The 23,910-nt window shown below is 67.6% G+C and carries 25 protein-coding genes and 1 pseudogene; 13 read left to right on the top strand and 13 right to left on the bottom strand.

Annotated elements, in window-relative coordinates; genetic code table 11:
- The 9 genes and pseudogenes from EEB19_RS11990 to EEB19_RS11950 form a co-directional block, all read right to left on the bottom strand.
- Window positions 1-1,087 (bottom strand): annotated as a pseudogene (locus EEB19_RS11990) (13E12 repeat family protein); the annotation flags it as partial.
- 212 nt (window positions 1,088-1,299) lie between these two features.
- Complete coding sequence (locus EEB19_RS11985) at window positions 1,300-2,034, bottom strand: AAA family ATPase (RefSeq protein WP_187586468.1); 735 nt, start codon at window positions 2,032-2,034, stop codon at window positions 1,300-1,302.
- On the bottom strand, window positions 2,024-2,887 hold the full coding sequence (locus EEB19_RS11980; protein WP_187586466.1) for an alpha/beta fold hydrolase: 864 nt from the start codon (window positions 2,885-2,887) through the stop codon (window positions 2,024-2,026). Before EEB19_RS11980 ends, EEB19_RS11985 begins: the two co-directional genes overlap by 11 nt.
- Complete coding sequence (locus EEB19_RS11975; protein ID WP_187586465.1) at window positions 2,884-3,711, bottom strand: hypothetical protein; 828 nt, start codon at window positions 3,709-3,711, stop codon at window positions 2,884-2,886. Before EEB19_RS11975 ends, EEB19_RS11980 begins: the two co-directional genes overlap by 4 nt.
- A gap of 42 nt (window positions 3,712-3,753) precedes the next feature.
- Window positions 3,754-4,716 carry a polyphosphate kinase 2 gene (gene ppk2 / locus EEB19_RS11970; protein ID WP_187586462.1) on the bottom strand — a complete coding sequence of 321 codons (963 nt, stop codon included), beginning with the start codon at window positions 4,714-4,716 and terminating at the stop codon, window positions 3,754-3,756.
- Between the two features lie 155 nt (window positions 4,717-4,871).
- The gene (locus EEB19_RS11965) at window positions 4,872-5,390 is read right to left on the bottom strand and encodes a DUF6764 family protein (RefSeq protein WP_187586460.1); all 519 of its coding nucleotides are present in this window, start codon (window positions 5,388-5,390) and stop codon (window positions 4,872-4,874) included.
- Between the two features lie 106 nt (window positions 5,391-5,496).
- Complete coding sequence (locus EEB19_RS11960; protein ID WP_187586459.1) at window positions 5,497-5,937, bottom strand: SRPBCC family protein; 441 nt, start codon at window positions 5,935-5,937, stop codon at window positions 5,497-5,499.
- An 89-nt stretch (window positions 5,938-6,026) separates the two neighbouring features.
- A complete protein-coding gene (locus EEB19_RS11955; protein WP_187586457.1) occupies window positions 6,027-6,704 on the bottom strand; it encodes a DUF4166 domain-containing protein in 678 nt (225 codons plus the stop codon).
- A gap of 154 nt (window positions 6,705-6,858) precedes the next feature.
- On the bottom strand, window positions 6,859-7,398 hold the full coding sequence (locus EEB19_RS11950) for a TetR/AcrR family transcriptional regulator (RefSeq protein ID WP_262365611.1): 540 nt from the start codon (window positions 7,396-7,398) through the stop codon (window positions 6,859-6,861).
- Between the two features lie 147 nt (window positions 7,399-7,545).
- Here EEB19_RS11950 and EEB19_RS11945 point away from each other — a divergent pair, with 147 nt between their 5' ends.
- Window positions 7,546-8,025 carry a PaaI family thioesterase gene (locus tag EEB19_RS11945; RefSeq protein WP_187586453.1) on the top strand — a complete coding sequence of 160 codons (480 nt, stop codon included), beginning with the start codon at window positions 7,546-7,548 and terminating at the stop codon, window positions 8,023-8,025.
- A 10-nt stretch (window positions 8,026-8,035) separates the two neighbouring features.
- On the opposite strand, the gene EEB19_RS11940 is transcribed toward EEB19_RS11945, so the two are convergent.
- The 3 genes from EEB19_RS11940 to groL form a co-directional block, all read right to left on the bottom strand.
- On the bottom strand, window positions 8,036-8,878 hold the full coding sequence (locus tag EEB19_RS11940) for a hypothetical protein (RefSeq protein WP_262365607.1): 843 nt from the start codon (window positions 8,876-8,878) through the stop codon (window positions 8,036-8,038).
- 86 nt (window positions 8,879-8,964) lie between these two features.
- A complete protein-coding gene (locus EEB19_RS11935) occupies window positions 8,965-9,771 on the bottom strand; it encodes a tyrosine-protein phosphatase (protein WP_187586451.1) in 807 nt (268 codons plus the stop codon).
- A 160-nt stretch (window positions 9,772-9,931) separates the two neighbouring features.
- Window positions 9,932-11,557, bottom strand: a complete 1,626-nt coding sequence (gene groL, locus EEB19_RS11930; RefSeq protein WP_187586449.1) for a chaperonin GroEL — start codon at window positions 11,555-11,557, stop codon at window positions 9,932-9,934.
- Window positions 11,558-11,903: 346 nt separating this feature from the next.
- Between groL and EEB19_RS11925 the strand changes: the two genes are divergently transcribed.
- From EEB19_RS11925 to EEB19_RS11905, 5 genes are all read left to right on the top strand, one after another.
- Window positions 11,904-12,536: a DUF4178 domain-containing protein gene (locus EEB19_RS11925; protein WP_187586447.1), complete on the top strand. Its 633-nt coding sequence runs from the start codon at window positions 11,904-11,906 to the stop codon at window positions 12,534-12,536.
- A complete protein-coding gene (locus tag EEB19_RS11920) occupies window positions 12,533-13,081 on the top strand; it encodes a DUF2617 family protein (protein ID WP_262365606.1) in 549 nt (182 codons plus the stop codon). The genes EEB19_RS11925 and EEB19_RS11920 overlap by 4 nt, the downstream gene beginning before the upstream one ends.
- A complete protein-coding gene (locus EEB19_RS11915; RefSeq protein WP_187586443.1) occupies window positions 13,078-13,665 on the top strand; it encodes a DUF4247 domain-containing protein in 588 nt (195 codons plus the stop codon). Before EEB19_RS11920 ends, EEB19_RS11915 begins: the two co-directional genes overlap by 4 nt.
- Window positions 13,666-13,731: 66 nt before the next feature.
- Window positions 13,732-14,157, top strand: a complete 426-nt coding sequence (locus EEB19_RS11910) for a DUF350 domain-containing protein (protein ID WP_187586441.1) — start codon at window positions 13,732-13,734, stop codon at window positions 14,155-14,157.
- A gap of 31 nt (window positions 14,158-14,188) precedes the next feature.
- Window positions 14,189-15,904 (top strand): polyamine aminopropyltransferase, encoded by a 1,716-nt coding sequence (locus EEB19_RS11905; protein WP_187586439.1) that lies wholly within the window; start codon window positions 14,189-14,191, stop codon window positions 15,902-15,904.
- On the opposite strand, the gene EEB19_RS11900 is transcribed toward EEB19_RS11905, so the two are convergent.
- On the bottom strand, window positions 15,898-16,827 hold the full coding sequence (locus EEB19_RS11900) for an SDR family NAD(P)-dependent oxidoreductase (RefSeq protein WP_187586437.1): 930 nt from the start codon (window positions 16,825-16,827) through the stop codon (window positions 15,898-15,900). The two genes, EEB19_RS11905 and EEB19_RS11900, sit on opposite strands and share 7 nt — an antisense overlap.
- 78 nt (window positions 16,828-16,905) lie before the next feature.
- Here EEB19_RS11900 and EEB19_RS11895 point away from each other — a divergent pair, with 78 nt between their 5' ends.
- The 7 genes from EEB19_RS11895 to EEB19_RS11865 all read left to right on the top strand — a co-directional run bounded on the left by EEB19_RS11895 (window position 16,906) and on the right by EEB19_RS11865 (window position 23,898).
- Window positions 16,906-17,490 carry a TetR/AcrR family transcriptional regulator gene (locus tag EEB19_RS11895; protein ID WP_187586435.1) on the top strand — a complete coding sequence of 195 codons (585 nt, stop codon included), beginning with the start codon at window positions 16,906-16,908 and terminating at the stop codon, window positions 17,488-17,490.
- Between the two features lie 19 nt (window positions 17,491-17,509).
- Window positions 17,510-18,736 carry a sensor histidine kinase gene (locus tag EEB19_RS11890; RefSeq protein ID WP_187586433.1) on the top strand — a complete coding sequence of 409 codons (1,227 nt, stop codon included), beginning with the start codon at window positions 17,510-17,512 and terminating at the stop codon, window positions 18,734-18,736.
- Between the two features lie 31 nt (window positions 18,737-18,767).
- Window positions 18,768-19,571 carry a LytTR family DNA-binding domain-containing protein gene (locus tag EEB19_RS11885; protein ID WP_187586431.1) on the top strand — a complete coding sequence of 268 codons (804 nt, stop codon included), beginning with the start codon at window positions 18,768-18,770 and terminating at the stop codon, window positions 19,569-19,571.
- Window positions 19,572-19,627: 56 nt separating this feature from the next.
- Window positions 19,628-19,978, top strand: coding sequence for a hypothetical protein (locus EEB19_RS11880; protein ID WP_262365605.1), 351 nt, complete (start codon window positions 19,628-19,630; stop codon window positions 19,976-19,978).
- A 13-nt stretch (window positions 19,979-19,991) separates the two neighbouring features.
- Complete coding sequence (locus EEB19_RS11875) at window positions 19,992-21,734, top strand: cation acetate symporter (RefSeq protein WP_187586427.1); 1,743 nt, start codon at window positions 19,992-19,994, stop codon at window positions 21,732-21,734.
- A 155-nt stretch (window positions 21,735-21,889) separates the two neighbouring features.
- The gene (locus EEB19_RS11870) at window positions 21,890-22,243 is read left to right on the top strand and encodes a DUF485 domain-containing protein (RefSeq protein ID WP_187586425.1); all 354 of its coding nucleotides are present in this window, start codon (window positions 21,890-21,892) and stop codon (window positions 22,241-22,243) included.
- Window positions 22,244-22,245: 2 nt separating this feature from the next.
- On the top strand, window positions 22,246-23,898 hold the full coding sequence (locus EEB19_RS11865; protein WP_187586487.1) for a cation acetate symporter: 1,653 nt from the start codon (window positions 22,246-22,248) through the stop codon (window positions 23,896-23,898).
- The last annotated feature ends 12 nt before the right edge of the window (window positions 23,899-23,910 follow it).

Here is a 23,910-nt window from a genome sequence, read left to right as displayed (position 1 = left end):
GACCGATCTCCGCCTCGCGCCGCGTCCGGTTGCCACCATTCGCGGCAGCACGACAGTTTCTGCGCCCACACGCGCACGACAGCCGTACCCCCGGAATCCCGATCAGTTCGGCGAGGGCGATGACCCTGCGCTGCCCGACGGTGCGGGGATCAGCGGGACAGACCCGGTCGGAGACCATCGTGGACAATCGGTTCCCGAGGTGGACACCGTGTTCGGCGGGCACACGTGCCTCGATCACGGCGTGTCCGGCGGTGTCGGTGGTGATGACGACGTTCTGCCACTCCTCGGCGAACTCCTCCCGGACCTCGGCGGCACGATCGGGATCGAGGCTGATCACCAGATCACTGAGTGCATCGACCAGGTCCGTGTCGGTGATGGGCCGCGACGCCAATTCGAGTGCCAGGTCCTCGAAGTCGATGGCCACCCCCTCATGGTCGCTGGGACCCGACTCGGCGCCGGAGCCGTCGGCGTCCGCAGCAGGTTCATCCTCAGCAGCGGGTTCGTCCTCAGCAGCGGGAACACCGGGATCGCCGGGATCGCTCTCGGCACCAGGCCGGCCCTCCCCGTCGACTACCAGATCGTCCAGTGTCAGCTCCGGATCATCGCCGCCGTCGCCGGCACCGTGGTCGACGTCTCCGCCGTCATCACCGGACGGGGCCTGCTCACCCACCATGTCTTCGGTGATCTCCGCATCAGGCGCGATCTGCGCGGCACGCACCAGCTTCTGCACCCGATGAGTGCTGTGGTCGCCCTCCAGGTAGGCGGCCAGGATCTTCGGGAACTCTTGCAGCGCCTCACCCAGTGCCAGCCAGGTCCCCGCCTTGGTTCGCGAGACCCCCATCTGCAGGGACACCTCACCGAGGGCCGCCTTCTCGGCAGCCTTTCGCAGCGACATGCGCCCGGTCGGCTGCTGACTGTGCAGCATCTCGTTGTACACCGATTCGCCGATCCGATGACTCAGGACCACGGCACGGGCCTCGTGACGGCGACTCAGCCGCAGATGCGTCCGCGCGACCTCATTCGGATCCTCCGACGACAGCAACGCAGTGAGCGCCGCGTCGTCGGCGGGAGCGAACAGGGAGTGCATGCGGCGAGCACCTTCGGCTGGAAGTGACAGGACGTGATCGTGTGTCCGTCATCGATGGCGTGCGCCCGCGTGAGATCAACTGGGCACGAGACTAACCCGTTGAGCCGACAGCACAGCCCGGTAAGGCGCGTTGTCCACAGGCAGCTTCGCATCCACAGGCAGCCTCGCTCAACAGCCCGCTCAACTTCCAACACACGAGCCACCATCGACATCTACAAGTGCCGCAGATAGCTCCGCGGATCGTCGAGAAATCGCCGCCAGTGCCGCACGAGATCCAGATCCTCCCAGTCGGCGTCGACCGGCCCGTCGTCGGACATCTCGATGATCTGGGCGTTCGGCGCGGCGGTCAGGATCGGTGAGTGGGTCGCACAGATGACCTGCGAACCGATCTCCACGAGTTCGGTGAGCGTCACGAGGAATTGCAGTGTGGAGGTGAACGAGAACGCGGACTCCGGCTCGTCGAAGATGTAGATGCCGGGTTCGGTGAGCATCGAGTCCAGGATGCTCATGAAACCCTCACCGTGACTTTGCCGTTCGACGTCGCCGTCCCAGTACCCGCGGACACCCGCGAATCGATGGTTCATCTCGACGACCGTCTCCGCACGGAAGAAGAAACCCTGACGATCCTCCCGCGGGGCGCGCAGCATGCTCTGCCCCGACCAGGTGAGGTCGAGCGACATGATCTCACCCAGTGCGGATTTCGGCAGATCCCGATTCCCGCCGACGATGGCGGCACGCCCACCGCGCGGGTCGAGTCCGAACCGTTCGCCGATCGCCTCCGCGACAGTCGACTTCCCAGAACCGTTCTCCCCCACGAAGAACGTGAGTGGTGCCGTGAACTCGATCGGCCTCCCGCCGACCACGGCCTCGAGCGCCGGCACTTCGGTCAGCCACGATTCCGCATCGCCGGACAGCTCGGCCGGCACTCGTACCCGGTCAACGAACATCGGCGATCCACCGGGTGACGACCTCCGGCGCCCGCGGATCCCGCGCCCACCCGTTGTGCCCGAGCGGGGCGGGAATGTGATGTGCGGCAACGTCACATCGTGTGAACTTCGATGTCAGTGCACGCATCACCCTCGGCGGCGCATCGGTGTCGGCGCCGACGGTGACCGCGCACACAGGCATCTCCATGGTGGCCATCGCCTGCTCGTAGTCGACGTCGGCGCCACGCGGCGAGAACCGTCCATGCCTGTTGAGGTAGGTCCAGTCGCGGATCAACACACGTGATTGCCGCCCGTATCCCTCGATCGCCGTTCCCGGCCAGTATCCCAGCGTCTTCGACACCCGGTGCATGGCCGGCGGACCGACCGTGGCCAGCACCCCCATGCCGCCACGATAGAGCTTCCAGTGCGGCACCCCGGACGCGATCAGAACCAGGCCGGCGACGTCGTGATCGTGACGAACCGCATTGCGGGCCACGAACATCGAGGCGATGTGCCCTCCCATCGAATGTCCCGCGACGTAGAGGGGCGCCGACGGACAGTACCGGCGGGCCACCTCGATCGCGGCCGGGATGTCCTCGGACGCGAGAGCGTGATGACCGAACCGGCTCGCCGCGGTCGGCCGCGGCCTGCTGCCACCCTGACCGCGCAGATCGCCGACGACCACATTGACCCCCAGCCGCCCACAATGCGCGGCGAACAGGTCGAAATAGCCTGCGGGCACCCCGAGTCCGGGCCAGAGCACCATGATCGGCCGGTCCGGATAGTCGACGGTCACACGCAACGGCGTCACGGTCCCGTCCGGCAGGCGGATCTCCTCGATCACCGGCTCGACGACCGGACGCTCCGCCGTCATCGACGCGACGGAGACCCGGCGAAGACCAGTCGCACGATCACACCGAGAACGACCACACCGGCACCCACACCTCCGACGATCAGCGCCAGATGGTGCAGATCGGACACCGCGCCGTCGACGATCAGCTCGGCGACCTCACGCCCGGATTCCTCGGCTCCCTCGACCTCCTGCTTCGCCCGTTCGGCGAAGAAGACACCGACCGCCCAGGCGAACGCCGCCGACGCGATCAGGCCGATTCCCAACCACGCCAGGACCGTTCCCCGTCGGCGTGCGAACAACAGCGCCAGCACAGAGCCCGCCACGGCGATCACCAGGGACCAGTACGCGAGTGTCGTGATCTGTTGTCCCACCTCGTGATAGCGGCCGGCCTCCAGACCCGATCCACCGCGATTGAGCGGCACCACGATCGGTCCCGACACGCGGGCGCTGATCCCGGTCTGCGCGATGACGCGGTTCACCATGTCGGTGATGTCGAGTTCCATCACGGTCGACGGTCCGCCCGGCGGCGGCGGGTCGAACAGCCACGCATGTTGCTGGGAGACGACGTCGACGAAGTCCGCCTCGAACTGATCGCTGTGGGTGTAGGCCCGCACCGCCGGTTCGATGACCGCGGACGCACCCTGCACACCCACCTGCTGGGTGACCGACGCCGAGATCTCCCCGGCCAGGTAGTCCTTGACCCGCTCGTCGGAGGCCATCGGCGTCACTGTCGAGACGAACCCTTCCGGGTCGACCAGCCGCTCCTTCACCCACAGTGACGGGAAGGCGACGACGATCGCCACGATCGCCACGAGGGTCAGGAGTCCGCTGAGGAATGTCCGCACGCCCACGAGGCTACCGAGACGGATCGGCCAGGGAGGAGGTACCTACTCCCCGACCAGATCACGAGCGCGCCCGACGATCAACGGGTCGGGCTCACCGACGAACTCGGGGTTCTTGCCCTCGTAGTCGAAGAGGCTCAGGACGTGGCGCATCGCGTTGAGCCGGGCCCGCTTCTTGTCGTTGCTCTTGACGACCGTCCAGGGTGCGTGGTCGGTGTCGGTGGCCGCGAACATCGTCTCCTTCGCCTGGGTGTAGGCCTCCCACTTGTCGAGCGAGGCCAGATCCATCGGCGACAGCTTCCACTGCCGCACGGGATCGATCTGCCGGATCGCGAATCGGGTGCGCTGTTCGAGCGGCGTCACCGAGAACCAGAACTTGACGAGGTTGATGCCGTCGTCGACGAGCATCTTCTCGAACGCCGGCACCTGCGTCATGAACTGCGAGTACTGCTCGGGTGTACAGAATCCCATCACCCGTTCGACACCGGCCCGGTTGTACCAGGAGCGGTCGAAGAACACCATCTCCCCACCGGCCGGCAGATGCTGCACGTAGCGCTGGAAGTACCACTCGGTCGATTCGCGCTCACTCGGCTTCTCGAGGGCGATGGTGCGGGCTCCGCGTGGGTTGAGATGCTCGTTGAACCGCTTGATGGTGCCGCCCTTGCCGGCGGCGTCGCGGCCCTCGAACACCAGCAGGTGCCGCTGCCCGGTCTGTTTGGACCACTTCTGAAGCTTGAGCAGTTCGATCTGCAGGCGACGCTTGGTCACCTCGTACTCCCGACGGCTCATCCGCTCGTCGTACGGATAGTCCTGACGCCACGTGTCGACGACGTTGCGCTCGGGCAGCGTCAGCAGCACCGGGTCGTCGTCATCGTCGTCGTTGACCGCGAACTGAGTCGTGTTGTGCAGGTCGACGAGTTGCTGCAGCGCCTCCCGACCGTTCAGGACGCTGAAATCGGGCCCGATCGCATCGGAGGTGTTCAGGGCGGGATCATGTAGCTCGGTCACCGTTCAACGATATGCGCATCGCGGAAACAGCGTCTTGCGAAGAGGTGAACGAGATCGCCGCCGGGCCCGCGTGACCACGTGCGTGACGTGGCCGGCGGACACCGGCGGCGACAGTGCTCAGCGGTGGCGATCAGTCGTGCCGATCGAACCGCGCATCAGTTGTGCAGATTGACCGAACCCGATCGCAGACAAGCTTTTCCGGTGGTGGAGTCGAAGGCCGTGGAGAACCCGCCCTGGCACACCGCACCGTCGGCTCCGGCGATGGCCTGTCCACCCCAGCCACCGACGGCGATGGTCGTGCCGCCCTGCCGTGCCTGCGCGACCGAGAACGCACTCGGTCCGGTGGTCACCGAGTAGGCGGTGCCCCGTGTCGTCGAACCGGCGAGCGCCGTGGAACCGGGCTGAAGATTACGCGCGGTCGAGTTCCCACCCTTGTCCGCGACGGCCACCGCGGTGCCCGCGCCGCTGGACTCCTCGGAGAAGGCCGTGCTGCCCGGACCGGCCTTGGCCCCGCAACCACCCTTGCCGATGATCCGCTCGACCTGATGACCATTGGCCGCCGAACAGGTCGTCGCCGCCTCGGCGGTGCCACCGCCCACGCCGATCAGCCAGGCCATCGCCGACCCGCCGATCACGAATGCCGCGGCTCGAGCCCCAAATTTGTTGATTCGCATAAAGATTGACCTCTCCCCGGTCGCCACGGAACGCAGAGTGCGAGAAGCACTGCTGCACAGGGTACTCATCGATCAGCGCCTGCGGCGTCCGGGGTCGGTCGGCGTGTCAGTCGGTGGCGCGGCGCTCGACCTCGGCGGTCAGACCCTTGCGTGCGGTGTCGACGGCCATCTTCTGTGCGCGCTTCACGATGAGGCCGGGCATCTTGATCTTCAGCTCGACCTCGAGGGTGAACTCCACGTGCGATCCGTCGCCCTTCGGTGTCACCACATAGGAACCGTGCTGCTCACTGAGCTGGTTGGCCTCGATCAGATCCCAGCTGCAGCTGTTCTCGGTCCAGGTGTAGGTCAGCTTCTGCTCGTCGGAGATGCCGGCCGCGGTGACCACCACGCGGACCTGCTCCGGCGTCCCGTCGTCGTACTCGGTGAGGATCTCGGCCTCCTTGTGCGGGCCGGACCAGTCGGGCAGGGACTCGATGTCCAGCAGCACCTCCATCACGACCGACGGTGGGGCGGCGACATCGAACTCGATCTTCGCGGAGACAGCCATGGCAGAGAACCTACCGTGCCACCCGACCGGCGATCACCCGAACCATCACCGCATGGCACGAATACTCACATTCCGTCCTGGCGGCCGCGTCAGTCCTCTCGATCGACGAGCGTCAACGGCCACGCCTCGTCCGGGATGTCGCGCAGGGTGCAGGCCTGATCGGCCGCGGTGAACCATCCACGGAAGTGCAGGATCTCGCCGATGACAGGATTGCGCACGGTCGCGTCGCAGCGGAATCGCTGCCGCGTCTCGTCCCATCCCTCGATGTATTTCATCTGGGTGGCGAACATGCCGCGCATCCCGACCTTCGGACCACGCCCCAGCCACCGCAGCGGGCCGCTCTCCAACAGGAGTTCCCCGGACTTCGTGACCGACGGCTCGATCGGATAGAGGAGTTCGGGGCCGTCGCCGAAGTAGTCGACGAGGCCGCTGCGACCGGAGACCAGCAGGGAGTTGATGTTGCGGGTGCCCGTCGTGAAGTCGAACGCACGGAGAACGGCCAGGCATTCACGACCGAGCTCGTCGACGTAGCAGTAGTGTCCCTGCGTGAACGGGACCATCCGGCTGCTCTTGGGCGGGAGCGCGTTGCGTTTGGCGTAGTGCCAGAAGAACGGTGGCGGGAGCGCGGAGGTGACGTAGACCGACTCGTAGATGCCGGTCGCGATCTGTGCGACCCCGGAGGTCGAGTCGATGCTGTACCGCCACGCCACATTGGGGTGCAGACGGTCGAAGTCCGAGCCGAGCATCTGCCGATAGACCGGTGTCATGACATCAACCTCCCGACCCCCGACCTCCCGACCCCACCGTCGGCCTCCCGTCCCGGCGGCAACCACCCGGGAACGCGGTCCCACGCGATTGCTGTGTGCTTTGGGAGAAGAACCTAGTCGATGACAGTGGCGGCGGTCACGTCGGGACCACCGTTCAGCTTGCCGCGGCGTCGCACAGACGCGAGAGTTCGGCGATGACCCGGTCGAGAGGCTCGACCGATCGCTGCGTCTGGCACAGTCCGACAGCGCCCTCGATCGAGGCGATGATCAGCTGTGCGAGCGAATCGGCACGATCGGCCTCGACGCCCTCGTGGATGAGTCGTGTCGAGATCAACCGCGTCCAGCGGGCGAAGATCTGATCCGACTCGTCGGCGACTTCCGGCTCAGAGCGCCGGGCCAGACCGCCTGCGAGAACCGGGCAACCGAACTCGAAATCGGTGTTGACCAGCATCCGCCGCCACACGTCACCGATCTCGGCCACTGCCTCGGCGGGCGTGGCCGAACTCTCCCGGCTGATGCGATAGGAGATGAAGTCGCCGGCATATCGCACGGCCTCGGTCATCAGCTGCGTCTTGCCGCCGGGGAAGTGGTGATAGATCGACCCACGCGGCGCCGAACTCGCGGCGATCACGTCACCGATCGAGGTGGCCGCGACACCGTCGCGGCCGATCAGGTTCGCCGCGTGCACGACCATCCGATCGCGGGGCCCGCGCGCCGCCGCGCGTTCCCGCGACTCGTCCAGAGATCTCTCCTCCGGCGGTCCATCGACCGTGCTCATGCCCACTCCCTCAGACGCGATCGTCGAGCCTGTCTATGCAGACCTTCATAATTCGTGCGATCTATGCCATCCTACATAGTCATGAGCATCGACACGACGGAAGTTTCCGATCCCTCGGCACTGAGCGGCCTGCAACTGCTGCGCGCCGCCATGGCGGAACCCGATCCGGATCGCCCCGGCATCTGGCGCCTGCTCGGGATGAGCGCCAAGGAGATCGACGAGGGACGGGTCACGTTCACGGTCACGCCGCAGGCCGACTTCGCCAATCCCCTGGGCACCGTGCACGGCGGTATCTGCGCCACCCTGCTCGACTCGGTGATGGGCTGCGCCGTGCACACCACCCTCCCGGCCGGCGTCGGCTACACGACGCTCGAACTGAAGATCAACTACATCCGGTCGGTGGCCGTCGACGCGGGCGAACTCACCGCGACGGGCACCGTCATCCACGTCGGGGGACGGACCGCGACCGCGGAGGGCAAGGTCTTCTCCGACGACGGCAAGCTGGTCGCACACGGCACCACCACGTGCATCGTGTTCCGGTGAGCGGGCGCCGCTAGGTGTCCTGCGACGCCGCCTTCTTCGGATCGGGGAAGAGCGAGCGCATCACGCGGACACCGACCGCGCCGACGACGATCAGCACCCACCCGACGATCGTGGACGTCGAATCGGTCACCAGACCGGCGATGCCGACGATCAGGACGAAGACCGGCACCCAGTCGAAGAGCCGCGCGATCGACACGGGCGGATCGGTCTCGACGCCCATCTTCTGCAGCGCTTTGTTGGGGCCGTAGTCGGGGTAGAACTCGGTGAACGAGATCGCGAACACCGTCGCGCCGATCTGGATGATCCAGCCGGTCCAGAAATTGCCCGCGTCGTCGAACACCGCGTCACCGATCGCACCGGCGATCGCCGACACCGCGAACGCCGCGGCCCACGCCCCCGTGATGACGTAGTTGGTGCGGATGAACAGCGGGTTGTCCCAGAACTCCTCGGGCGTCTGCTCCCGCGCGTACTCGAGAGTGAAGGGGCGGCGCAGCAGGATCGACCCGAAGGCGAACACCACGAGCGCCAGGTTCACGATCTCGCCCGCCCACAGCTCCAGCCAGGTGATCATGCCGGGCGAGGCGAGGATCCCGATCACACACATCACGACGAAGAAGACGACGTCGAACCACTCCATCAACTTGATGGAGTTGCCGATCTTCCAGCTCGCGAAGATGACCAGCAGGGCGATGCCCAGAGCGGCGGCCACCGACTCCTCGAAGCGTCCGGGACCGCTGAACAACGACATCACGATCCATGGCGCGAGGCCGGACAGCGGCGAGTTCACGAACGCGCGGACGACGGATTCACCGGTTCTCTTCGGCTTCGACGACACGTCGGGATCTGATGTCACATCGCGAATCCTATGGTGCAGAGTGCATCGACGCGTGCCATTCCGGACAGTTGTGACCAGCCGGTTTCGTCACCGGGTCCCGTCGGTCAGGACGTGACGAGGTACCGCCGGCGCAGGTCCTCCTGTCCGGCGGCGTCGATGCCCAGTCCGTCGGCGAAGTACCCCTCGATTCCGCCGAAGGACTCCCGGACCTCGGCGAACGCGGTGTCGAGGTAGGACTCCTGCACCCCGAGCAGGGGTCGCAGCAGGTCGGGATCGCCTCCGGCAGCGGCGAATCCGTCGAACACCGGAGCGATGGCCGGCAAGAACAGGTCGTTGGTCAGCAGATAGTCCTGATAGACCCGGTCACGGTCGACCCCCATCAAGGTCAGGAACGCTGCTGCGGCCCAGCCGGTCCGGTCTTTGCCCGCGGTGCAGTGGAACAGGGTGGGTGTCCCGTCGAGGCCGGTGAAGAACGTCCGGTACGACGACAACGCACTCGGCAGATTGACCAGTTCGCGGTAGGCGTCGATCATGTGTGCCAGGCCGCTGCCGTCGGCGAGTTTCTCGTTGGCAGCGGCCACCGTCACCGGATCGGACAGGACCTTGTCGAGATTGGCGGGCGCACTGACCGATTCGGCGTCGGCGAGCACGTCGAGGTGGATGCCGGCCACCCCGTCGAGCACGGGATCGGGCTGCGCCTCGGTCTCCGCGACCGATCGCAGGTCGACGATGGTTCGGAGCCCGAGACCCGCGAGGGTCGCCCGGTCGGTCTCGGAGGCCTTGTCGAGTGCCGCGGACCGGAAGAGCATCCCCGGCGCGACTCGCCGACCGTCGGCGGTCTCCCATCCGCCGACATCGCGAAAGTTCGCGACGGTGGTGAGTTCGAGACGGTCGACGATCGGGTCGGTCATGGGTTCATCGTCTCAGACGCCGAGCGGCCGGGCCCGCCGGTCTCGGATGAGGCGGTGCCGAACGCGACCGGGCCGTCGAACGCCGAAGGCCGGCCACCCGTGCGGGTGACCGGCCTTCGGTCTGGATGCGTTGGATGAACGCAGGCTGGTGATCAGGAGATCAGAAGCCCATTCCGCCCATCTCGTCGCCACCCGGCATCGCCGGGGCCGGGTTCTTCTCCGGCTTGTCGGCGACAACGGCCTCGGTGGTGAGGAACAGTGCCGCGATCGACGCAGCGTTCTGCAGCGCCGAGCGGGTGACCTTCACCGGGTCGTTGATGCCGGCCTTGAGCAGGTCCTCGTACGCGCCGGTGGCGGCGTTGAGGCCGGTGCCCAGCTTCGAGTTGAGGATCTTGTCGGCGACGACGCCGGGCTCGAGGCCCGCGTTGATCGCGATCTGCTTGGCCGGGGCCGAGAGCGCCACCTTGACGATGTTGGCGCCGGTGGCCTCGTCACCGTCGAGCGAGAGCCCGTCGATGGCCGGCTCGGACTGCAGCAGGGCCACGCCACCGCCGGCGACGATGCCCTCTTCGACGGCAGCCTTCGCGTTGCGGACGGCGTCCTCGATGCGGTGCTTGCGCTCCTTGAGCTCGACCTCGGTGGCCGCGCCCGCCTTGATGACCGCAACACCGCCGGCCAGCTTGGCCAGACGCTCCTGCAGCTTCTCACGGTCGTAGTCGGAGTCGCTGTTCTCGATCTCGCTGCGGATCTGCGCAACGCGACCGGCGATCGCGTCGGCGTCACCGGAACCGTCGACGATGGTGGTCTCGTCCTTGGTCACGACGACCTTGCGGGCGGTACCGAGCAGCTCGACGCCTGCGCTCTCGAGCGAGAGGCCGACCTCTTCGCTGATGACCTCGCCACCGGTGAGGATGGCGATGTCGGCCAGCATGGCCTTGCGACGGTCACCGAAGCCCGGGGCCTTGACGGCGACGGACTTGAAGGTACCGCGGATCTTGTTGACGACCAGGGTCGACAGGGCCTCGCCCTCGACGTCCTCGGCGATGATCAGCAGCGGCTTGCCGGCCTGGATGACCTTCTCCAGCAGCGGCAGCAGATCCTTGACGGTCGAGACCTTGCCCGACACGAGAAGGATGTACGGATCCTCGAGAACGGCTTCCTGACGATCGGCGTCGGTCACGAAGTAGCCCGAGATGTAGCCCTTGTCGAAGCGCATGCCCTCGGTGAGCTCCAGCTGCAGCCCGAAGGTCTGAGCCTCCTCGACCGTGATGACGCCTTCCTTGCCGACCTTGTCCATCGCCTCGGCGATGAGCTCACCGATCGACGGGTCGCCGGCCGAGATGCCCGCGGTGGCAGCGATCTGCTCCTTGGTCTCGACCTCCTTGGCGCTCTTCAGGAGGGACTCGGTGACGGCCTCGACGGCCTTCTCGATGCCGCGCTTCAGACCCAGCGGGTTGGCGCCGGCAGCGACGTTGCGCAGACCCTCGCGGACGAGCGCCTGAGCCAGGACGGTTGCGGTGGTGGTGCCGTCGCCCGCGACGTCGTCGGTCTTCTTGGCGACCTCCTTGACGAGCTCGGCACCGATCTTCTCGTACGGGTCCTCCAGCTCGATCTCCTTGGCGATGGACACACCATCGTTGGTGATCGTGGGGGCGCCCCACTTCTTCTCCAGGACGACGTTGCGACCCTTGGGGCCCAACGTGACCTTGACTGCGTCGGCGAGGCTGTTCAGGCCCCGCTCGAGGCCGCGGCGGGCCTCTTCGTCGAACGCGATTTGCTTGGCCATGGGTAAGTGATCCTCCGATAGGGGGTGACACCAGGTATCTATGGCCGGAACTCGGTGCCCGCGACGGACGACCGGTGTGTCATTCGGTACCGGTCTCACCGTCCCGACCTGGCACTCACGGCTCGCGAGTGCCAAACACCGTTTTAGCACTCGGCCAGGTCGAGTGCAAGGTCGGGCGGTGCCCCGGGCAGCGGCCGACCGACCCGACGACCGCTGCCCGACGCACGCATTCCCCGCGCCGCGGGATCCGCGCGTCCGCGTCGGAACGCGCATCCGTCATTCACGGTGCCGACATCACGCCGTCAACGAGTAGGCCGGTGTCCGATTCAGGCGATAGGGTCGCCCGGTGGAGATCCTGCTGATCGTCATCGTCGCGCTGCTTCTCATCATCGCCGTCGTGGTCGTGTTCAACTTCCTGGGCAACCGCAAGCTGCGGCAGGCGGAGGAGGACGCGCTGCGCCATCGCGCCTACCGTCCCGGCGATCCGTTCTCCACCGCCGACGACGACGCGGTCCGTGGCGATCCCCGACAGCTCAAGCCCGGCGACCTGGTCGAGCTGCGCGGCGAGACGTTTGCGGTCCGCGGGACACTGCGGCTGACCCAGGGCGGATATGTGTGGACCGAGAACTTCCTCGACACCGGGACCGGCCGCAAGGCATGGATCTCGGTCGAGGACGACCCCGATCTCGAGGTCGTCCTCTGGCACGAGCTGACCGGGGTCACCCTGACCCCGGGCCCGCAGTCCCTCGAGCTCGACGGCCGACGCTATTCGTCCGACGAATCCGGTGGCGCCGACTACACGTCGGCCGGGACCACCGGCCTCGCTCCGCGCGCCTCGATGCGCTATCACGACTACGAGGCCGGCGACGAACGACTCTCCTTCGAGGACTTCGGTTCCGGATGGGAGTGCGCCCGCGGCGAGGTCGTCGAACGCAGCGAGTACCGCATCTATCCGACCGACCCCACGCCGGGACAGTGACCTCCGCGACGCGTCTGCAGGTCCCCTACGCCGACACGAGCGCACGCCAACTGGCGTTCTCCCTGACCGCGGATCTGCAGGAACCCCTCGCCCGGTGTGATCACCGCCGAGAGGGTCTCACGGTGTCCCTGCGGCTGTTGGGTGCGAGTCATCAGGTCGTCGTCGAGCTCGGTCCGGAAGGCGCCGAGCCTGCCGACCGCGCCCGCTGGTGTGAGACCGTCGCCTGTCTGCCCGGCGCCGACGACCCGCTGCCGTCGTCGGTCGCCGACGGGCCCTACCTGTTCACCTCCTCCGTCCGCGCCTGTGGTCTCGACGAGATGCGAGGCGTCGTCGCCGACGTCACCGCCCGGGGCGAACGACATCTCGCCGCCGGGAGGCCCGCGGTGCTCGGCCACTTTCCCGGGCGGCCGCTCGCGATGACCGCGGTTCTGGCGACCACCGACGACGACGTCATCTCGTGGGACACCTGGCACACGTACCCGCAGACCGCGGAGCTCGTGATCACCTCGACGGTGATCCGGCGTCGCGCGGAGGCCGGCTCATGACCCAGCCGCCCCCGCCACCTCCACCACCCGGCGGTTACGGCCCGCCGGCCGGCTTCGGGAACGATCCGCGGCGCCCCGATCCCCGTCGCGGACTGCACCGCACCCGCAACATCATCATCGGCGTCATCGCGGTCGTCGCACTGCTCGCGATCGTCGGTTCCTGCTCGGTGAAGGCGTTCCGCGGGATGTCCGGCGACGGCAGCAGCGCACGGAACTACATCACGTCGCACTATCAGCGCGACACCGGCAGCGACGAGGGTGACGTCGACGCCTACGTCGCGCAGGGATCGCCGTCGGACGTCGCTGCGCAACTGAGCGACGTCGAGCGGCCCACCGATCAACGCGACGGCGACACCTCGAACAGCGCCAACGTCGCCGGCAGCCGTTTCCTGCAGTATCCGGACTATCTGATCGGATTGTTCCCACTGGCGGCCGGCGCCACCAAGGTGATGCTCAGCCGCGATTACGAGTCCGGCTACCGGCACTATCACCCGTATGTCGGCGGATTCTGGGTGCCCACACCGGGTTACGGCGGGTCGGGCAGCAGCTATCGCGGAGGGGGCAGCGGTGGCGGTGGAAAGTAGTCGGTCCCCGTCATCAGTTCACATGGACATCACGTACACAGGCACCACTCACACGGGAGAGACACTGTGATCCGAGACATCTTCGAGAATGCTTACGCAGCAGGCGCATACAGCCTCGCGGGAGTCGTCCTAATGGCGATCTCCTTCCTCGTCCTCGACCTGCTCACACCGGGAAAGCTGCGCCAGCACCTGTGGGCCGACCGCAATCGCAACGCCGGCATCCTGGTCGCGTCGAATCTGGCGGGCATCGCGATCATCGTCACCGCCGCCATCGTCGCCAGCGAGGGTCGCCTCGTCGAGGGGCTGACCTATACGGCGGTCTACACGATCATCGGCATCGCGGTGATGGCGGTGACGTTCGCGCTCATCGACGTCGCGACACCGGGACGGTTGGGCGAGCTGATGCTGCACCCGGAACCCCACCCGGCGGTGTGGGTCCAGGCGGTGGCGCACGTCGGTGTCTCGCTGATCGTCGCCGCAGCGATCCTGTGATCCGGCGGCCGTCGCCTCCGCCGCGCCCGTCATGGTGACCCGACCCGAGACCGCGGCTCCTGTCCGATCGGACGAGGCGCCCGAATCCCGGTCGCGGCTGTCCCGCGCGGCTTTGCTCGCGGTCGTGTTCGTCTGTGCCGCGTGCGGTCTCGTCTACGAGCTGGCGTTGGTGTCGTTGGGGTCGTTCCTGATCGGGAACACGGCGACGCAGGCGTCGATCGTGCTGGCCGTCATGGTGTTCGCCATGGGCATCGGATCGCTGGCCGCCAAACCGCTGCAGGCACAGGCGGTCACCGCGTTCGCCGCGATCGAGTTGCTGCTCGCACTCGTCGGCGGGCTGTCGGTGATGGGCCTGTACGCCGCGTTCGCTTATCTGTCTCTCTACACGCCGGGACTCGTCGTGGTGGCGTTCGTGCTCGGCCTGCTAATCGGCGCCGAGATCCCGCTGCTGATGGTGTTGCTGCAACGCATCCGCCGTCAGGATGCGGGGACCGCGGTCGCCGACATGTTCGCGGTCGACTACATCGGTGCGCTCGTCGGCGGTCTCTGCTTCCCGTTCCTGTTGCTGCCGTTGTTCGGTCAGCTCGAGGGCGCCCTGATCGTGGGGCTCGTCAACGCGGCCGCGGGATGTTTTCTGGTGTTCGTGGTGTTCCGCCACGATCTGAGCCGCGCACGGCTGGCGGTGTTGGGCGTGTGTGCGGTCGCGGTCGTCGGGGTGCTCGTCGCCGGTCTTGCGCTGGCCGGCCGATTCGAGGTGACCGCGCGCCAGGCCCTGTTCCGCGATCCGATCGTCGCGGCCGAGCGAACGCCGTATCAGGACATCGTGATCACCGAACGCCGCACGCCCCTCGGACCGGACACCCGGCTGTTCCTGAACGGGGACCTGCAGTTCTCGTCGATCGACGAGTACCGGTATCACGAGTCGCTGGTGCATCCGGCGCTGTCCGGCGCCGGGAGCGGAGCGAGCGGGCCGAATGCGTCCGGAGATCGGGACCGCGTGTTGATCCTCGGGGGTGGCGACGGGCTGGCGTTGCGCGAGGTCCTCAGCTATCCGGACGTCGACTCGGCGACGCTGGTCGAACTCGATCCGGAGATGATCCGACTCGCCCGTGAGGACGCCCGGCTGACCCGCCTCAACGGAGGTTCGATGTCGGATCCGCGGAGCACGGTCGTGGCCGCCGACGCCTTCTCCTGGCTGCGCGAGAACCGAGACACCTTCGACGCGATCATCGTCGACATGCCGGACCCGGACGAATCGGCCACGGCGAAGCTGTATTCCACCGAGTTCTACGCGTTGGTGGCCGCGCATCTGGCACCGGGCGGGCGAATGGTTGTGCAGTCCGGTTCCCCCTACTTCGCCCCGAAGTCGTTCTGGTGTATCGGATCGACACTGGCAGCCGCGGGGCTGCAGACCGTGCCGTACCACGTCGACGTCCCGTCGTTCGGTGACTGGGGCTTCTTCCTCGGCGCCGGGAGCGAAGCGAGCGGGCCGAAGGAAACCGGCGCCGGGAGCGAAGCGAGCGGGCCGAATGCAACCAGCGCCGGGAGCGAAGCGAGCGGGCCGAAGGAAACCACGAGACCGGAACTGCGGCTGGAACTTCCACATCCGCTCCGATTCCTGAACGACGACGAGCTGGCGGCGGCCGCGGTGTTCCCGGCCGATCGGGCCCCGCTCGATCTGCCGCCGTCGACCCTCATGGACCCACGCATCCTGCGGTACGCGCAGTCGGAGTGGGCCGCCTACTGAGGTGCGGTGGGTCGCGCTCCCACCAGACCCTCCAGGAAGTCCCACATTTCCCGCTCCCGGTCGGGGTCATAGGATTCGTCCGACGACGCCACCATGCGGGCGCGGTCGACGTAGGCCCCGGACGCCGTCCGCGTCTGTCCGAGCACCACATCGGCCAGTTTCTTGCCGGCCGTGGATATCCGATCGATCGTCGGTGAGATGGCGAGCGCCGGGAGCAGCCAGCGGCTGATGAGTCGATCGCGCAGTCCGGCCGCTCTGACCAGACCGGTTCCGGGGACGAACGACGGGTTGTAGGCGACGATGTCGACCCCCTCGGGCAACCGACGCGCCCATTCGTGAACGAGGTGGATGGCGGCCAGTTTGCTGGTCGAGTAGGCGCGCCGTCCGGCGCGCACGGTGCCGGGCTCGTCGAACGCACGGGGACGGGACAGCACCGATGGTGACGACCAGCGTGGGGCGGGCACCATGCCGAGGTTGTGCCGGAGATCGCCGAAGTGGGTGTCGCTCACCGTGATCACGATTCGGGCGGGTGATGACAGGTGGTCGAGCAGACCTCTGAGGAGCAGATGGTTCGCGACGACATTCACCGCGAACGTACTCTCGAGCCCGTCGACCGTCTCGTGCAGGGCGTCGACGAACTGCAGCCCGGCGTTGCCGACGATGCCCACCAGCGGCGGGAGCGAGCCGTCGTCGAGTCGACGGGTGACCTCGTGGACAGCGGCCCGAATGCTGTCGATGTCCGCGAGATCGGTGTCGATCGTCGTCGTTCGTCCGATCCCCGAATCCAGTTGCCGGGCATCAGTTCCGGGGCTACCTGAGCGCGACATCGCCACGAGATGCAGTTCCGGGTCCGCACGGAGCATCTCGTGCGCGGCGGCGCGTCCGATACCCCGGGTCGCGCCGGTCATCACGATGGTGTGCATGGCCCCTCTTGGTTGAGTTGACACCGTCAACTCAGTCAACTCATTCGAGTGGACAATGTCAACTGATAGGTTGTCGGGATGGCGACCCGAGCGGAGAGTGCCGCGCAGACGCGGCAGGCGTTGCTCGAGGCGGCCGTCGTCCTGCTCGACCGCGGGGGTCCCGAGGCCGTCACCCTGCGGGAGGTCGGCGCAGGCGCAGGAGTCTCGCGGTCAGCCGCGTATCGCCACTTCGTCGACAAGGACGCCCTGCTGACCACGGTGGCGACCGACGCCTGGGCCGCCGTCGCGGTCGGCCTCGACGCCATCACCGGCGATGATTCGTTGTCACCGGAGCAGGCCCTTCGTATGGCTCTCGGCGCATTGTCCGACCTCGGCCACAGCCGGCCACACCTGTACCGACTGATGTTCGCGCAGAAGGCCGACGACTCGGCATCCGTCGCCGAGGCCGCCGGGCGCGCCCAGGACATGTTTCTGGAACTCGTCGGCAGACTCGTCGGCGACGAGCACGCCCGACCCTACGCCGGTGTGTTGATGGCGGCCGCCCACGGCGCGACCGACCTCGACCTCACCGGGCACCTGCCGCGCGAGAAGTGGAACGCCGACCGGCATCAACTCATCGACCTCGTCGTCGGAATGATCCCGACCCGGTCGGACCCTGCGTGAGCATGGGATCGTGGAATCCATGTCCGGTCAGTTGGCGGTCGCGCTGGTGGTGGTGGGCGTCCTCGTCGTCGTCGCCACTGTGGTGCTGATCCGGACACGTCGGGTCGTCACCACGCCGACCGAACGTGCCGTGCACTTCGCCCTGCAGACGGCGTCGCAGGCCGCGCGGTCGCTTCGGTCGGGCCTCTCGGCCGACTCCGCGCGCGACGCACTCCCCCACCTACGCGCGCTGACGACGGCCGAGGCACTCGCGCTGTACGACTCCGCTGGGGTGCTCCTGGCGAACGAACCCGCCGACGACACGAGCCCTACGTCCCTGTGGGACGCGGCGCTCACCACCGCATCCGCCGACGCCGCGGCCACCGCCGAAGCCGATCAGCGGCGAGTCCTCGTCAACGACCCGTGCGGCCCGGAATCGCCAGTGCGCACCCTGATCGCCCAGCCCCTGGTCGCCGACGACACGAGTGTCGGCGTCCTCGTCGTCGCGACCACGCACCGACCCGGCCCCGGCATGCTGGGAGCGGTCGGTGAGGTGGCGCGCTACGTGTCGAGTCAGATCGAGCTGGCCGATCTCGAGGCGTCCCGGGCCCGTCTCGACCGTGCCGAGGTGCTGGCGCTGCGTGCGCAGATCAGCCCGCACTTCATCTACAACGCGCTCAACACGATCGCGTCGTTCGTCCGCACCGATCCCGACCGAGCGCGCGAACTGATCCTGGACTTCGCCGACTTCACCCGCTATTCGTTCCGCGCCGCAGGCGAATACACGCTGCTCGCCGACGAACTGCGCAACATCGACCGCTACCTCACGCTCGAACGCGCGCGATTCGGCCCCGCGCTGAACGTCCGACTCCAGGTCGCGCCGGAGGTCCTCAATGTCGTCGTGCCGTTCCTGGCGCTGCAGCCGCTCGTCGAGAACGCGGTCCGCCACGGACTCGCCGGCAAGGGCGGCGGCACGATCACCATCATCGCCCGCGACGAGGGCACCGACTGCGTGATCACCGTCGAGGACGACGGTGTGGGCATGGACCCGGAACTGCTGCGCTCCGGCGACATCGACGCCCTCACCCCGGGCGAGAACGGCACCGGCAGCGACTCCGACGGCGCGCACGTCGGCCTCACGAATGTGGACCATCGGCTGCGGGCGGCGTTCGGCAACGATTACGGTCTAGTGGTCGACACGGGCGTCGACGCGGGCACCCGTGTCGGTATGCGGGTGCCCAAGTTCCGCGCCGGTATCCGTGCCTGAGCGGTCGCACGAGAGGGCAGGAGGAGTGCGGATGGCGCTGGTGGTCCTCGCCGTCGACGACGAACCCCCCGCCCTCGACGAACTCGCCTATCTCCTCGACCGGCAGGCCGACGTGGCCGAGGTGCACACCGCCGGCGACGCCACGAATGCGCTGCGGGAACTGAACGAACGCCGGATCGATGCGATCTTCCTCGACATCAACATGCCGGGACTGTCAGGCCTCGAACTCGCCGGAGTCCTCACCCGGTACGCCGAACCGCCCGCCGTGGTGTTCGTGACCGCGCACGAGGACAAGGCGGTCGACGCGTTCGAGGTCGGTGCCGTCGACTATCTGCTCAAACCGCTCCGCGAAGAGCGTCTTGCGCAAGCGATCTCACGGGTCATCACCGCAGGCGAGGGCTCACCACGAGCCGCAGAGGCGGCGACGACGCGGCCGACCGGGAGCGGAGACGAGGTCATCCCGGTCGAATTGTCGGGCGTGACCTCGCTCGTGCGGCGCGACAGCATCTCGTGGGTCGAGGCGGTCGGCGACTATGCCCGTCTGCACTCGGCCACCGGGTCGCACCTGGTCCGCATCCCGCTGTCCACGCTGGCCACCCGCTGGGTGGATCACGGATTCCACCGTGTGCACCGGTCCTATCTGGTGGCCCTGCCGATGGTGACCGGCCTGCGCACGAGCGGGTCGTCGACCCTCGTCTGCGTCCGCGCCAACGGCGCCTCAGAGGCCGTCGAACTGCCCGTCAGCCGACGCCAGCTCCGCGAACTGAAGGACCGTCTCGTCCGCGACCCGATGCGTGAGCTGAAGGCCAACACGGAAGACGCGCCCCAGCGGTGACAGGGCAACAGCCGCAACGGGAACGGGTCGTCCTCGCCCGGCGCCGAGGTGCACGGATGGTGCGCACCCGCGTCGAGGTGCAGGAGCAGACCGAGGTCGGCGATGCGCTGGTCCGCGGGCTGATGCGGGCCCAACTCGGCCTCGCCCTGCGACTCGCTGCGACGGTGGTCGCGATCATCGTCGCGATCCCCGTCGTCGGGACCATCTTCCCGTGGCTCACCACCGTGAGCGTGCTCGGCCTCCGGTTGAACTGGCTCGTCCTCGCGTTGGCCCTCTACCCGCTCCTGTACATGACCGGGCGACTCTACGTCCGATTCGCCGAGCAGGCCGAACGCGACTTCCTCGGCGTCGTCGACGACGACACCGAGCCACCGGAACGGGGCACACAAGGCGGGGACACACCGTGAGGCGGACACACCCGTGACGACCGACGTCGACGCACTCACCGCGGCAGCACTGGCACTCGCGGCCATCGCGACGGTCGCCGTCGGCGCCTACGGCGGCCGACTGTCCCGCACGACATCGGACTTCCTGGTCGCCTCACGCAGCGTCGGATCGCGGTGGAACGCGGCCGCCATCTCCGGCGAATATCTCTCGGCGGCTTCGTTTCTCGGTGTCGCCGGCCTGGTCGCGAAGTACGGCGCGGACGCGCTCTGGTACCCGGTCGGGTTCACCGCCGGCTACCTCGGGCTGCTGCTGTTCGTCGCCGCGCCGCTGCGCCGGTCCGGCGCCTACACCGTGCCCGACTTCGCCGAGTTCCGGCTGAACTCCCCGACCGCGCGACTCGCCGCGATGACGGTCGTCGTGGTCGTGTGCGTGCTGTATCTGATCCCGCAGTTCCAGGGCGCCGGCCTCACACTGCACATCCTGCTCGGCGCGCCGGTGTGGATCGGCGTCGTCGCCGTCGGGGCCATCGTCATCGTGAACGTCGTCGGCGGTGGCATGCGATCGATCACCTTCGTCCAGGCGTTCCAGTACTGGCTCAAGCTGACCGCGATCGCGATCCCCGCCCTGGTGTTGCTGGGCGTGTTCGCGACCGACCGTTCGGCTCTCGGCGAGCCGGCCCCGCCTCGCGTCGACGCCGCGACGACCGTCGACATCACCACCGACGTCACCGTCACCGTCGTCGAGACGAACGGACTCACCGTGACCGGCGTCCTCGACGGACGCACCGTCGACGACGCACCAATCCCGTCGACCGGTCCGCACGTCCTGGGTGCCGGCACGATCGTGCACCTCGACGCGGGCGCGGCGACACCCGTCGTCGAGGGAGCGCCGACGACAGGTTCGGACTGGATCGCGTCCGGCGGCGGCCTCGGCGGACGCCATCCGCTGTTCGAGGTGCTGTCGCTGATCGTCGCGACGTTCCTCGGCACCATGGGGCTGCCGCACGTGCTGGTGCGCTTCTACACCAATCCCGACGGACGCTCGGCGCGGCGAACCGCCCTGGCGGTCATCGCTCTGCTGTCGTTGTTCTACCTGTTCCCCACGGTGCTCGGCGTCTTCGCCCGCCTCTACGTCCCCCAGCTGCTCATCACCGGGACGTCGGACGCCGCGGTCCTGCTGCTGCCCAGCGCCGCCGTCGGGGGGATTCCCGGCCAGATCCTCGCCGCACTCGTCGCGGCGGGCGCGATCGCGGCGTTCCTGGCGACGTCGTCGGGCCTGCTCGTCAGCGTCGCGGGGGCGTTGTCGACGGACGTGCTGCGCGGGCGGGTCCGCGACTTCCGACTCGCGGCCGTCATCGGCGGACTGATCCCCATCGGACTGTCGCTGGCGGCAACATCGCTGGAGCTGTCGAGGACCGTCGGGCTGGTGTTCGCGGTCGCCGCATCCACCCTGTGTCCGCTGCTGGTGCTGGGCATCTGGTGGCGGGGGTTGACGGCTCCGGGCGCGGTGGCCGGTCTGCTCGTCGGCGGCCTGTCGTCGGGGGTGGCGACGAGTCTCGCGATCGCCGGTGTCGTCGACAACGACGCATTGGGCGGGTGGCCTGCGGTGATCATCGGCTACCCGGCCGCAGTCACCGTGCCGTTGGCGTTCGCGACGATGATCCTGATCAGCCTGGCCACCCGCGATCGGCTACCTGGCGATCTGTCGCGGACGTTCGCGCGGATGCATGTGCCCGAGCGGCTCGGCATGGGCATCGAGCGGCTGCCCAGCGACTGAGGCGTTCACCGGGTGACCGTTCGTCGGCCACGACCGACCGCCCGGCGCACAGTCGACCGGCTTCGGCGTGTGACCTGCGCCACCACATTCTCCTGTGACGTGCACCTCAATACGCTCAGCGTCAAAGAGGCATCACATCATTGATGGAGGTAGTCGTGTCCACGATCGAACAACCACCCGGTTCGGCGCCGCACCCGCCGACGGGTGAGCAGTTTCTCGAGGTGCAGGCGAGCCCGGAGTTCCAGGACCTGCGGCGGACGCTGCGCAAGTTCGTCTTCCCGATGACGGCGTTCTTCCTGCTCTGGTACGCGCTGTACGTGTTGCTCGGCGCGTTCGCGCACGACTTCATGGCGACCGAGGTCTGGGGCAACATCAACGTCGGCCTGATCCTCGGCCTGCTGCAGTTCGTCTCGACATTCGTCATCACCGGCCTCTATGTCCGGTTCGCCAACCGTGAGCTCGATCCGCGCGCATCGAAGATCCGTGAAGAGATGGAAGGGGAGGCGTGACCATGTCCTTCCAGCAGACCACCGACAGCTCGTATGTCCTCGCCGCCGCCGTCGGCAACCCGGCCGCCAACATCGCCATCTTCGCCGCGTTCGTCGCCGTCACGATGTACGTGGTGATCCGGGCCAGCAAGAACAACAAGTCCGCCGCCGACTTCTTCACCGGCGGTCGCGGCTTCTCCGGACCGCAGAACGGCATCGCCATCGCGGGTGACTATCTCTCGGCCGCGAGCTTCCTCGGTATCGCCGGCGCGATCGCCGTCTACGGCTACGACGGCTTCCTCTACTCCATCGGCTTCCTGGTCGCCTGGCTGGTGGCACTGCTGCTCGTCGCCGAGTTGTTGCGCAACACCGGCAAGTTCACCATGGCCGACGTGCTGAGCTTCCGGCTGCGGCAACGACCGGTCCGTCTGGCCGCCGCCATCTCCACCCTCGCGGTGTCGCTGTTCTACCTGCTGGCGCAGATGGCCGGTGCGGGCGGACTCGTCGCCCTCCTGCTCGACATCGAAGGCCGTGTCGGACAGTCGATCGTGATCGCCGTCGTCGGCGCGCTGATGATCGCCTACGTCCTCATCGGCGGCATGAAGGGCACCACCTGGGTGCAGATCATCAAGGCCGTGCTACTCATCGCGGGCGCCGCGATCATGACCTTCATCGTGCTGGCCAAGTTCGGCATGAACCTGTCGAGCATCCTCGGCTCGGCGCAGGACGCGATCTCCGGCTCGAGCGACGAGAAGATCGCCGCCCGTGACGTTCTCGCCCCCGGCGCACAGTACGGCGGTTCGCTGGAATCGCAGATCAACTTCGTCTCGCTGGCCATCGCACTGGTCCTCGGCACCGCCGGCCTGCCGCACGTACTGATGCGCTTCTACACCGTCCCGACGGCGAAAGAGGCCCGCAAATCGGTGGTCTGGGCGATCGCACTGATCGGCGCGTTCTACCTGTTCACGCTGGTCCTCGGCTACGGCGCCGCGGCGCTCGTCGGACCCGACAAGATCATGGCGGCGGCCGGCAAGCAGAACTCGGCGGCTCCGCTGCTGGCGTTCGAACTCGGCGGCGTGGTGCTCCTCGGCGTCATCTCGGCGGTGGCGTTCGCGACCATCCTCGCCGTCGTCGCCGGGCTCGCCATCACCGCCTCCGCGTCGTTCGCGCACGACATCTACGGCAGTGTCATCAAGCGCGGCAAGGCAAGTGAGGCCGATCAGGTCAAGGTGTCGCGCTACACCGTCGTCGTGCTCGGCATCATGGGCATCATCCTCGGCATCCTCGCGAACGGTCAGAACATCGCGTTCCTGGTGGCGCTGGCGTTCGCGATCGCCGCGGCGGCCAACCTGCCCACCATCGTGTACTCGCTGTACTGGAAGCGGTTCAACACCCGCGGCGCCCTGTGGAGCATCTACGGTGGTCTGATCTCCACCATCGTGTTGATCATCTTCTCCCCGGCCGTCTCCGGCTCGGAGACCGCGATGATCCCGGGTGCCGACTTCGCGTGGTTCCCGCTGGCCAACCCGGGCATCGTGTCCATCCCGATCGGATTCATCCTCGGCATCGTCGGCACGCTGACCTCGCCGCGGGACAACGGGACCCCGGAGCGCAACGCCGAGATGGAGGTCCGCTCCCTCACCGGCGTCGGCGCGGAAAAGGCTGTGTCGCACTAGGTTCGACGCACA

The sequence above is a fragment of the Gordonia sp. OPL2 genome, assembly GCF_003797825.1.
In the GTDB taxonomy this organism is placed as follows: Bacteria; Actinomycetota; Actinomycetes; order Mycobacteriales; family Mycobacteriaceae; genus Gordonia.
Note: the sequence above shows the minus strand (reverse complement) of the source record. Positions and strands in the feature narration are given on the sequence as shown.